Genomic DNA, 11,873 nt, shown 5'->3' with positions numbered 1-11,873 from the left:
CTTCAGACACATCAAGATCTTGCTGCAAATATTCATAACCACAAAAATATTGCCAATAAATATTTTCCTTTAGCTCTTCCTCCGTAAACGAATCAGAACCGTTGTACATAGCTTGAAGCATTGATAGTGCTAGCATTACTCTATGATCTTTCTTATTTCTACCAAATTGCTTGATTTCAATGTTAGGCAATGCTCTGGCTTCAAGTTCAGACCAATTTACTAAATCCCTTAGTTTATATAACTTGTTTTTAGGATTTAGTTTTGTAGATAATTTCTCTTCAAATAACCTTTCTTGTTTTTGGAGAAAAGTAATATTTTCTATAGGCATAATTTTAAAATCCGTAAGCTTTATGCGGTAATTATACCATTTTCTTATGGATTTTGTAAGCTGTTTATGACATGAAACCCCTTGTTAATTCAGGCGGGGAGAGTTTTGACGGAGGGACTAAATAACCTGAATATAGCAAAACCAATCTAGACCGCAGTAGAAACAAAAACTCCTACAACCTCAAGATGTGAGCTCCAAAAAAACTGATCTACTGGAGTAACTTCAAGCAGTTTATATCCTCCATTTTCTAAAATACTTGCATCACGAGCAAAGCTCTCTGGATTACACGAAACATAGATCACCCTTTCACACTTACTACGAGCCAATGTCTTGACCTGTTCTAAAGCTCCTGCTCTTGGTGGGTTAATAACAGCAAAACGATACGGCCTTAACTCGTCCTTACTTAAAGGATTAGTAAATAAATCACGTTCATACAGCATTATCGCTCCTTCTGCCGCCTTTCCAAGGGCCTCAAGCGAGGTTGCATCAGATTCAAAACCATCTACTCTAAAACGCTTACTAAGTGGTAGGGCAAAAGTGCCTCGGCCGCAGAACAAGTCAACTAAAGCGCCTTTTTCTTGAGGTAAATATTGTTCCACTAAATCTGCTAGTATTTGATCTGACGAGAAACTTGCTTGCATGAAGCCCTTAGCATCAGTAGTAACTTTTTTATCTCCTAATAAAATATATGGTTTTTCACTTTCAAACAAAACTCTAGGCTTTTTAGATGAACGGAATTGCAATCTAATAATCCCAGTTTTTTTTGCAAAATCTACCAACTCTTGCTCCTGCTCTGGTATAATATCGATAAGATTATGTAGCTCAAGGAGCATATCAATACCATTACTTGCATGCATTAGAAAGATTTCAGCTTTTTGTCTATGTTCCAAAATATTCATAAGAACTTCTTTGAGTGGTATAAGTATAGCAGACAGCGGGCTCATCATGGCTGGGCAGCTATCTATATCAATGATCTGATGGGAATGGAACCGATAAAATCCAAGGAAGAGTTGCTCATTTTTTTTAAGAGCCTGCAGATTGATACGGCGACGGGTTCCTTTAGGAATAGTAACTATAGGATTGATTATAGTCTCAGGCGGCAACACCTGTTTTACAAGGCTAAGCTTGAAATTATCGTAAGTTTTCAGGTCCATATGCTGGAGCATACAACCACCACACCGCCCAAAATATTTACATTCTGGCGTAATTCTATGGCTCGATAGTTTTTCAATATTTTTGAGCAAACAATTAGATTGCCGACGATATTCATGTCTCTCAAAAGTGATAACTTCATCTGGGAGAACATATGGTACTTCTACTAATCCCTGAGGACTCTTACCGCAACCAAGCCCTTGGTTATTTATAAATTCGATAAGGCACGAGCCTTCTTCTATTATAGCCATTGGTTTCTCATATAAGTTATAAGGATAAGCAAGTTTTAAAGGGAAGAAAATATTTCTAGAGCTCTTTTCCTGGAAAAACTTAAATCAACTATAGGCTCTGGATAATTGATTCCTAACTGAATTCCAGCATCAATCAACGTTTTTTTTGGAGCTTCCCAAGGATTAAATAAATATTTATCTGGTAATGATTTTAATTCTGGTACATATTTCCTAGTATATTCCCCCGTAGCATCAAATTTTTCTCCTTGAGTTACGGGATTAAAAATCCGAAAATAAGGTGCAGCATCTGCTCCACATCCAGCAACCCATTGCCAACTACAACTGTTACTGGCTAAATCTGCATCAAATAAGCAATTCCAAAACCATCTTTCCCCATAATTCCAGTGGATTAGTAAGTTTTTTACTAAAAATGAACCAACAATCATTCTCACTCTATTATGCATATAACCTGTTTGCCAAAGTTCACGCATCCCGGCATCAACAATAGGAATACCCGTTATACCTTTTTGCCAACAACCAAGTAACTTTTTATTATCTCTCCAAGGAAATTGATTAAATTTAATATTTAAATTATTTACTGGTATCTCGGGAAAATGATAAAGCAGGTAATATGAAAATTCACGCCAAGCTATTTCACTAACAAAACATTCTAGGTTTTCTTCTATATTTAGAGATTGAATGTAATAGCAAATTTGTCTTGGAGAAATTTCACCAAAATGCAAGTGCGGTGAAAGACGAGAAGTATTTTCCTTAGACGGAAAATTTCTACCTTCTTTATAGTTTTTTATACCCACTTGTAAAAAGTTCTGCAGTTTTTTATATGCTGCATTTTCTCCCACAACCCAACCTTTAATAATATTATTTCCCCATTTATCAGATGGCAATAAAGCAAGAGATTCTATATCTAAACAATCTATATTATCTTTTGTGTAATGGGTATTATTAGGCTTTAGTATTGGTGTACTGGTAAAATAACCATCTAGGTAAGCTTTTTTATAAAAAGCAGTAAATACTTTATAAGGGGTTCCATCACTTTTGAGAAACTTCCACGGTTCAATCATTAACGATCCATTAAAGCTTTTTACGTCGATATTTTGTTTTTGCAAACTCTCTTTTATTATTTTATCTCGTTTAATTCTCCATGGTTCATAGCACCTATTCCAATATACTGATTTTATATTATATTTCTGCGTTAGATCGAGAATAATATCTGTAGCATTACCAGAAAATACTCTCAAGCCACCACCCAAAGATTCGTTAAGTTTATTCAAAGAGTGATGCAACCAGACTCTACTTGCTTCTCCCATAACATGTTGACCTGGATTATAGTCATCAAGTATATAAATTGGTAAAACTTCACCGTTTTCTACAGCCGCAGATAACGAAGGATTATCACTTAATCTTAAATCTTGACGAAACCAGTGAATTGTTAGTGACATAAGTTTAAACTCTATTTGTCAGTTACAACAAAACAAACCTAATATACAAAAACTATGAATAGAATTATTGATCACCATGAGCCAGCATATCCATTTCAATATCGACTAAATCTTCTGGCGTAGTAGCGTGATACCATCTTGTGCTATCTTTTGCAGCGATACCTCTTACCTTATCACTGTTTAAATAATATTCTCTAAGAGAAAATACTTTGAGTGGATGTTTGGCTATTTTCTGCGGTTTTAAAATTTGTAAACCAGCATACATATAGTCATAATTTCCTTCTTTATCTTGTCTAGAGAGCTTTCCATCAGCAAGCAAATCAAAATCGCCATGTCCAGAATAACCAACAGCTCTATTATATTTTTGCATTAAAAGTAAAAAGTCCATTTCTTCAGGATTCCATTTCTTGATCATGTCAGCAAAAATATTATACTCAGACTTTAGAACAATATCAGTATTTAGAGCAAAAACTGGATCTTCTCCCAATTGTGCCAGAGCATTCTTAATAGCCCCCCCTGTTTCGAGCAGCTCTTCTTCGTATATTACTATTATTTCAGGAAACGATGGATTAAGCTTCTTGAAGTCATCGACAGATTTACTAATTTGATCATGTAAATAGTGGGTATTAATTACTACCTTTTTGAATGGATACATTTTACACAAAGCCAGTGCATGGTGTAGCATCGGCTGACCCAAAATAGGAATTAATGTTTTAGGGCTATTTTCAGTTAAGTGGCGCATTCTATTACCAAATCCAGCCGCAAATAACATTATAGTATCAATCATTCCAACCTACTTTAAATTCTTCAACCACTTTCTTACCGGAAGTAAGTCAGGGTGTGACAAATCATATTCCAAATATTTTTGTACTCTTGGTATATATTTTAAATAACTATTATCGTTATCTCTTGTATATTTTCTAGAAAATACTCCAAGGATCCTACAATTTCTTTGTGCGCCCAATATATGATAGTCCCGCAATACTTCGAACTTATCAAGTTCTTTTTTTTCAGCAAAATAATCCACAAGATCAAGCGCATCTTGCCGAGTTACATCAAATCGTGCATCTTCTAGTACAGAGACTAGATCATACACCGGAGAACCACAAAGAGCATCCTGAAAATCAAGTAAACCTATCTTCCTAAATGAATCCCGTTCCTGTAGATACATCATATTCTCTAAATGATAATCTCTTAGAACTAAACAATTTGGCATTGCAGCTTGCTTTGCCAAAACATTTTGCCAAATTTCGATAAATTCATCGAATTCATGTATTTTTAGTTCTCGCTTATATGCATAAGGAATGTACCAATCAACAAAAAGCTCTATTTCCTTGCAAAGCAGTTCATTATCAAAATACCTAAGCCCGGTGGGGCACTCTAACTTCTGAAGAGAACACAGCAAATCAACGATTAAGCAATAAATATTCTTTTTCTCTTGAATATTATCCGCTATCTCTTCCAAGTAGTTTTTGACACTAACAATTCCAAAATCTTCTATAACCAAAAAACCTTGCTTAAGATCCTTCTTAATAACCAGCGGAGCTGAAAAATCATTTTTTAAAAGAAAATTAGCAATGTTAATAAAAGACTGAACATTTGCATAACTTGGGGGACAATCCATCACTACATAACTTTTGCTATCAGCCCACACTCTATAGTAGCTACGCATACCGGCATCACCAGGCATAGACTCAATTGTATGCGGTATTTTAGAAAAACAACTGTTAATAAATAACTTTAATTTCTCCTCTCTTTCAGCAATAAATGAAACCATGTTTAATAATGCTATAGAGTTTATACAGCCAAACGTTTTTTTGGTGATTTAGAAGAAACCTTAGCAATTTTTATTGGCTTAATGACTGCCGCAACATTATTTTCTACTGTCTCTTTGTTAAAGGTAATCTTCTTATTTTTCAATTCAGAAAAATTATACATATCCTCTAACAACAATTCTTCAATTATAGAACGGAGGCCTCTTGCACCAGTGTTTCTTTTTAACGCTTTAGCTGCCACCGCCTCAAGAGCATCTTCCGTAAACTCAAGTTCAGCATTATTCAGAGCAAAAAGTTTCTTATATTGCTTTACAATAGCATTCTTAGGTTCGGTAAGAATCTTAATTAAAGCGTCTTTATCAAGCTCTTTTAAAGTAGCAACAACTGGCAAACGCCCAATAAACTCAGGGATCATACCAAATTTAATTATATCTTCAATCTGTAACTCTTTTAATACATCACTATGGCGCATTTCTTCTTTCGACTTAACATTAGCCGCAAAACCAATTGAACTCTTATCGCTTCGTGCAGCAATAATACCCTCAATACCCATGAATGCACCACCACATATAAATAATATATTCGAAGTGTCAATTTGAATAAAATCTTGCTGCGGATGTTTTCTTCCTCCTTGCGGCGGAACATACGCAACCGTACCTTCCATTATTTTCAACAACGCTTGTTGCACCCCCTCACCTGAAACATCACGTGTAATTGATACGTTCTCAGATTTTTTGGCTATTTTATCGATTTCGTCAATATAAATTATTCCCTTTTGCGCCTTCTCTACGTTAAAGTCAGCTGCTTGTAATAATCTGAGCAAAATATTCTCAACATCTTCACCAACATATCCAGCCTCAGTCAAAGTTGTTGCATCTGCCATAGTAAAAGGCACATCCAAAATCTTAGCCAAAGTTTGGGCAAGCAAAGTTTTCCCAGAACCAGTGGACCCGATAAGCATAATATTTGATTTGTTGAGCTCTACTTCATCCTTAGAATTGATCAAGCTTTCCAGACGCTTGTAATGGTTGTAAACAGCCACTGAAAGCACCTTTTTCGCTTTATCTTGGCCGATTACGTGATCATCAAGAATTTTGTATATTTCTTTAGGAGTTGGCACTGAAGAAACAATATTTTCAATGGCCTCATTCACTTCCTCTTGAATAATATCCTGGCAAATCTCAATGCATTCATCACAAATAAAAACGGTCGGACCAGCAATCAGTTTTTTAACCTCAAACTGATTCTTACCACAAAACGAGCAATGTAGGGACTTTTTTTTAAACTCTTCAGCCATAGCAATCCTAAAATTTTTTACTTATACTTATCTGTTTATCAGCTCTTTTTAAGAAAGTAAATTATTACTTACATTGTATTCGGCACAAGAATTAATTCTCTGCTGCTAATGATTTTATCTACAATACCAAATTTCTGCGCTTCACTAGCTGACATAAAACAATCACGTTCCATAGCATTTGCTATTTTCTCTATAGTTTGACCAGTGTGTTTGGAATAAGTTGCATGAAGCTGTTTTTTTACTTTCATTGTCTCACGCGCGTGAATTTCAATGTCCGTAGCTTGACCTCTATAGCCACCACTTGGTTGATGTATCATTATCCGGCTATTTGGTAAGACGTAGCGCATTCCCTTTTCTCCGGCAAGCAAAATAGTTGCCCCCATTGAACAAGCTTGACCAATACAAAGCGTAGCAATCTTTGGTTTTATGTACTGCATAGTATCATAAATTGCAAAACCTGAACTTACGACACCACCAGGAGAATTGATATACATATATATCTCTTTCTCTGGATTTTCAGCTTCAAGGAATAACAACTGCGCTACAATAGAATTAGCCATCTGGTCTTCAAACTCACCACAAACAAACACTATACGCTCTTTTAACAAACGTGAATAAATATCATATGATCTTTCCCCTCTTGCAGTCTGCTCAACAACTATTGGCACATAACTCATAATTTACTTTCTCCAAAAATATTATTATTTTTCCCTAAGCTCAGACTCTATATACAACTTCCCAGATTCTTCCAGTTCCAGCAAATTCTTATACCCACCAATAAATTCACCATTTATGTAAACGTATGGAACAGTATTTTGACTAGTCTGATAAGCAATTTTTTGATGTAGTTCTCTATTATTCGAAAGTTCAATGAACTCATAAGGAATAGAGTTTTTAACCAAGAGCTCTTTAGCCAAGATACAGTATTTACACGTATCCTTAGTATAAAGCAAAACTTTTAAATCACTTCTTGGAGTTTTAGCTTCTCTAACAACTGTACTTGAATCGTAGTTCGAATACAGTTTTACCGACGCAAACAACACAAGTAACGCAGCTAAAACTATAAATATTTTACTATTTCCCATATTTTTGTAAGACTCATCTCGACTATATCGAAGGCCAACTCTAACATAAATCTAAAAGAACTCATACCACAAATCCACATAAAATAAGTAATTACTAAAATATATACGAGCATTTCTATATTATAGTCTGATATACTTATCATAATGTGTCTACATATTAAGAGGACTCGCGAGGTATCCAGATGCTTTCCAACGAATTAGAGTTAACCCTCAGAAGAGCTTTGTCGATTGCCACAGAATATAAACACGAGTACGCAACCTACGAACATCTATTGCTTTCAATTACAGAAGATTCGGATGCAAAAAGTATTTTTCTTGCAAACAACGTTGACTTAAGATCATTACAAACAAGGCTGAAAAATTACCTTGAACATGATTTACAAGATCTTGTGGATGAAGACAATAAAGAAGCCAAGCCAACCGCTGGATTCCAAAGAATAATTCAACGCGCCGCTCTCCACAGTCAAGCCAATGGACAAAAGGTTATTTCAGGTAGTCACGTGCTCGCTGAATTCTTTTTTGAGCACGAAGCGTACGCTCTTCTATGCCTAAAAGAATCAAATTTAAACCGGCAAGATGTACTCAATTTTCTTAAAACTCATGACAAATCATATATTAAGTCAACCCCAGAAACATCAACCAATCAAAGTACACTTCAAGCTACACTTATTAAAGAAATTTCTCAAAAACACTTAAAGGAAGAACATAAAGATACCCCGCATGAAAGCGAGCTTGAAAAATATTGTACTAACCTTAACAAAAGAGCTAATATTGACGCTATTGATTGCTTAATTGGTAGAAAGAGTGAAATTGAGAGAACAATTGAAATACTTTGTCGAAGAAAAAAGAACAATGCTATTCTCATTGGAGAACCTGGCGTAGGCAAAACAGCTATAGCAGAAGGACTTGCTACTAGAATCATTAATAATGACGTTCCTGAAATCTTAAAGGATGCTATCATTTATTCTCTAGACATAGGAAGCCTAGTTGCGGGAACCAAGTTTAGAGGAGATTTTGAAGAACGAATCAAAAATTTACTTGAAGAATTAAAGAAAAACCAAAACGCTATTTTGTTCATTGATGAAATCCACACTATTATTGGAGCTGGATCAACCACAACGGGAGCAATTGATGCTAGTAACCTTCTTAAACCAGCTCTTGCCCGCGGAGACCTTAGATGCATAGGCTCAACTACATTCAAAGAATATCACAATAATTTTGAAAAAGACATGGCTTTGGTACGACGCTTTCAGAAAGTTATTGTCAGCGAACCTGATGAAGATACTACGCTAGAAATACTCAAAGGTCTCAAAGAAAATTATGAAAAACACCATAATGTTACTTATGAACTTTCAGCCCTAAAAGCAGCAATTACTTTATCCCAGAGATTTATTAACGATAGGCATTTACCAGATAAAGCAATCGATCTCATGGATGAAGCTGGCGCCAGAAGCAAGATTGGAAATAAATCTAAACACAAAACAGTTATCACTCAAAAAGATATAGAACAACTTCTTGCTAGCATTATGAATATTCCAACTATACGAGTTGAATCTGATGATATAATGCAATTAAAGAAACTTAGCAGCAACTTAAAAACTTATATCTTTGGTCAGGACGAAGCGATAGAAAGTCTATGCGCTAGCATAAAACTTTCCCATGCGGGTCTTCGCAAAGGCGCACGTCCAACTGGTTGCTATATGTTCGCAGGCCAAACTGGTGTTGGTAAAACCGAACTTGCAAAACAACTAGCAAATTTTAGTGGCATGAAATTGCTAAAATTCGATATGTCAGAATTCGTTGAATCCAACTCAGTATCAAAGCTTCTTGGAAGCGCCCCTGGTTATGTTGGGTTTGACCAAGGCGGCATGCTTACCAGTGAAGTGGATAAATTTCCTTACTCGGTAATATTATTTGATGAAATAGAAAAAGCTCACCACGAGATTTTTAATTTGCTTTTACAAATAATGGATGAAGGTCGACTTACTGATAGCACTGGTAAGCACATAAATTTTTCACATACGATGATTATTTTAACAACTAATCTTGTTGCCGAAGAAGAAAAAGCTACTATTGGTTTTGCGCAAACAGATTCAACTAACACTAAAGTTGGTTTGGACATGGAAGCGTTCAACCAGCATTTTAGCCCAGAATTCCGCGGAAGACTAGACAAAATAATCCTCTTCAATCCTATTGGCAATATAATTGATAAGATAGTTTCAAAAAACCTAAAAGAACTAGCTGCGCAACTAGCTGACAAAAAAGTAAGACTAACTGTCAATAGCGGTGTAAAAAAGTATTTTGCCTTAAATTGCTTTAATAAAAAAGGTAACGCCCGTGAGCTCGATCGAATCATCGATACTAATATAAAACAAGCCATCGCCGATGAGATTTTATTTGGCAAGCTCAGAAATGGCGGCATGGTAACTATTGACTACTCTAAAAAAAATAAAGAATTAACGTTCAAATTTTCTGGCTTAAAAAAAGTAGATAAACTGCAATTTGAACCTAGTTGATATTTTTGTATAGTATTCAAATTTTAGATTAGATAGCCGAAAATTAAAAGACGAAAGTGCAAGACTTGCTATAACTCAGCGCACACTCAGGAGGTCAAAATTTATCCGAGTCTTATACCTGCCACTTAAAAACTAGACTTGATATAAAATTATCCTTGACAATGCGATCATGTAACTGCTATTTTTAGCTGCAAAATAATCAAATTAATAGAAGACAATACTGTGAAAACTTATTCCGCAAAACCATCAGAGATTGAAAAAAAATGGTGGGTTATTGATGCTAAAGATCTTGTACTTGGGCGATTAGCCAGTCAAACTGCCGTATTGCTACGCGGAAAACACAAGCCTACTTTCACTCCGCACATGGATTGTGGTGATTACGTGGTGATTGTTAATGCAAAGCACGTATATCTTTCAGGAAAAAAATCTGATCCTAAAAATGGTAAATTCTATTATCGTCACAGTGGTTTTCCTGGCGGTATAAAAGAAACCACAGCTGGAAAAATTCTAGGCGGAAAATATCCAGAGAGAGTTGTTAAAATGGCTGTCAAGCGGATGATTAGCAGAAATAAAATGGGTGATGTACAACTAAGCAATCTCCATGTATATGCCGAAGCTGAACACCCACACGCGGCTCAAAAGCCTGAAGCTTTTGACCTTGCTAGTAAAAATTCTAAAAATACGAAGTAATTGTAATGGAAGTACCAACACTAGAGATTAAAAAAAGTTCTGTTGTAGCAAACAAAATTGCTGCACCTCAAGTCGTTCAATGCAAGTCCAAAAAGACTACACCTGATGGTGGTGGTTACGGAACTGGCAGAAGAAAAAACTCAATAGCAAGGGTTTGGGTTAGGCCTGGAAAAGGTAGAATCATAGTAAATAACAAGGATTTTTCTGTGTATTTCCCGCGCGAAACATATAGAACATCAATTATGCAACCTTTTGTAGACACGAATACTACTGGACAGTTTGACGTCATGTGTACGACTAAAGGCGGTGGAACTACAGGACAGGCTGGCGCAATAGTTCATGGAATTGCCAGAGCACTTGACTGTATTTCTACTGATTTTCATGCAATCTTACGTAAAGGCGGTTTCTTGACTAGAGATGCAAGAGTTGTAGAACGTAAGAAATATGGTAAACGTAAAGCACGTAAGAGCACTCAGTTCTCCAAACGTTAATAGATTTAACTGCCTAAGTTTGGTCTTGGGCAGTTTTCTCTATCGAAATACTATATTAAAAGCATTTGAAGTTACGGCGCATTAATTTAAAAACGATTTTATGCAGCCTAGATTTCTAGATAGAACAAAACTAAAATAGCAAAATTAATTCACCAGAATTAGTTATGTTTTTCATATTAGTATAAAATTTATACTTCTTGGCGGGGTAGCTCAGCTGGTTAGAGCATCGGAATCATAATCCGGGTGTCGGGGGTTCAAGTCCCTCCCTCGCTACCAAAAAAGAATAGAATTCTTTTCTAGATTCCACTCGTTAAGACCCATTAAATCAAAACCAAAAAAAACAACAAACAAATTAAGTTACCGATACCGAAGGTAAATTAGTTAGACTTTGATTAACAAATCAGAGAATGTATTAGTTATACAAATTTGATTATTAATTATAACGATGACAAAAACATTCCAAGCATTCCTCGTAGTATATTTTTTTGTAGTATTTTTCCTATCAGCTCCCATTAGTTTTGCAGAAGTACGATTTGTCCAGTTAACCGATCCTCATTTATTTGAAGTACCCGGTAAAGAAAAAGAAACATCAGATTCACTTGTTTATTTTAATCATGCTATAGACCGCACTAATGAATTAGAAGCCTCGTTGAATAAAAATAACCAGCATTTGGATTTTATAATTTTAACTGGCGATTTAGGAATAGAAAAACTTATAAAAAAATTCCCAATAGACAAAGCTGATATAGAAAAAAAAGGAAAACTTATTATTGAGGAGGATAATAAGTTTTTTGAATTAAAAAAAGATCAAGATAAATGGGGTAGTAGTGTAACATTGGTAGCTAACAT

At 35.3% G+C, this 11,873-nt stretch carries 13 protein-coding genes and 1 tRNA gene; 5 read left to right on the top strand and 9 right to left on the bottom strand.

Translation table 11 applies throughout. The features are described 5' to 3' along the window. The 9 genes from Megvenef_RS03775 to Megvenef_RS03735 all read right to left on the bottom strand — a co-directional run. A partial coding sequence (locus Megvenef_RS03775; RefSeq protein WP_322776028.1) for a transposase occupies positions 1 to 328 on the bottom strand: 328 nt, incomplete at its 3' end. Between the two features lie 146 nt (positions 329 to 474). Further along, a complete protein-coding gene (locus Megvenef_RS03770; protein ID WP_322776661.1) occupies positions 475 to 1,731 on the bottom strand; it encodes a class I SAM-dependent RNA methyltransferase in 1,257 nt (418 codons plus the stop codon). Between the two features lie 35 nt (positions 1,732 to 1,766). Beyond that, positions 1,767 to 3,170 carry a cryptochrome/photolyase family protein gene (locus Megvenef_RS03765; RefSeq protein WP_322776660.1) on the bottom strand — a complete coding sequence of 468 codons (1,404 nt, stop codon included), beginning with the start codon at positions 3,168 to 3,170 and terminating at the stop codon, positions 1,767 to 1,769. Positions 3,171 to 3,234: 64 nt separating this feature from the next. Continuing rightward, the gene (locus Megvenef_RS03760) at positions 3,235 to 3,957 is read right to left on the bottom strand and encodes a sugar phosphate nucleotidyltransferase (protein ID WP_322776659.1); all 723 of its coding nucleotides are present in this window, start codon (positions 3,955 to 3,957) and stop codon (positions 3,235 to 3,237) included. 6 nt (positions 3,958 to 3,963) lie between these two features. Next, the gene (locus Megvenef_RS03755; RefSeq protein ID WP_322776658.1) at positions 3,964 to 4,947 is read right to left on the bottom strand and encodes an aminoglycoside phosphotransferase family protein; all 984 of its coding nucleotides are present in this window, start codon (positions 4,945 to 4,947) and stop codon (positions 3,964 to 3,966) included. A gap of 20 nt (positions 4,948 to 4,967) precedes the next feature. Next, complete coding sequence (clpX, locus tag Megvenef_RS03750) at positions 4,968 to 6,242, bottom strand: ATP-dependent Clp protease ATP-binding subunit ClpX (RefSeq protein WP_322776657.1); 1,275 nt, start codon at positions 6,240 to 6,242, stop codon at positions 4,968 to 4,970. A 68-nt stretch (positions 6,243 to 6,310) separates the two neighbouring features. Beyond that, positions 6,311 to 6,919 carry an ATP-dependent Clp endopeptidase proteolytic subunit ClpP gene (clpP, locus tag Megvenef_RS03745; protein ID WP_322776656.1) on the bottom strand — a complete coding sequence of 203 codons (609 nt, stop codon included), beginning with the start codon at positions 6,917 to 6,919 and terminating at the stop codon, positions 6,311 to 6,313. Positions 6,920 to 6,943: 24 nt separating this feature from the next. Beyond that, positions 6,944 to 7,327 (bottom strand): glutaredoxin domain-containing protein, encoded by a 384-nt coding sequence (locus tag Megvenef_RS03740; RefSeq protein ID WP_322776655.1) that lies wholly within the window; start codon positions 7,325 to 7,327, stop codon positions 6,944 to 6,946. Then, positions 7,303 to 7,470, bottom strand: a complete 168-nt coding sequence (locus Megvenef_RS03735; protein WP_322776654.1) for a hypothetical protein — start codon at positions 7,468 to 7,470, stop codon at positions 7,303 to 7,305. Before Megvenef_RS03735 ends, Megvenef_RS03740 begins: the two co-directional genes overlap by 25 nt. A gap of 39 nt (positions 7,471 to 7,509) precedes the next feature. Here Megvenef_RS03735 and Megvenef_RS03730 point away from each other — a divergent pair, with 39 nt between their 5' ends. From Megvenef_RS03730 to Megvenef_RS03710, 5 genes are all read left to right on the top strand, one after another. Continuing rightward, a complete protein-coding gene (locus Megvenef_RS03730; RefSeq protein WP_322776653.1) occupies positions 7,510 to 9,843 on the top strand; it encodes an AAA family ATPase in 2,334 nt (777 codons plus the stop codon). Positions 9,844 to 10,065: 222 nt separating this feature from the next. Further along, positions 10,066 to 10,533 carry a 50S ribosomal protein L13 gene (gene rplM / locus Megvenef_RS03725; protein ID WP_322776652.1) on the top strand — a complete coding sequence of 156 codons (468 nt, stop codon included), beginning with the start codon at positions 10,066 to 10,068 and terminating at the stop codon, positions 10,531 to 10,533. A 5-nt stretch (positions 10,534 to 10,538) separates the two neighbouring features. Beyond that, positions 10,539 to 11,024, top strand: a complete 486-nt coding sequence (rpsI, locus tag Megvenef_RS03720; protein WP_322776651.1) for a 30S ribosomal protein S9 — start codon at positions 10,539 to 10,541, stop codon at positions 11,022 to 11,024. A 199-nt stretch (positions 11,025 to 11,223) separates the two neighbouring features. Beyond that, positions 11,224 to 11,300 (top strand) — tRNA-Met (locus tag Megvenef_RS03715). A 169-nt stretch (positions 11,301 to 11,469) separates the two neighbouring features. After that, on the top strand, positions 11,470 to 11,873 hold a 404-nt coding region (locus Megvenef_RS03710), incomplete at its 3' end, for a metallophosphoesterase family protein (RefSeq protein ID WP_322776650.1).

This window comes from Candidatus Megaera venefica, assembly GCF_034554655.1.
Classification (GTDB): Bacteria; Pseudomonadota; Alphaproteobacteria; order Rickettsiales; family Rickettsiaceae; genus Megaera_A; species Megaera_A venefica.
This window is presented reverse-complemented; position numbering and strand designations above follow the sequence as displayed.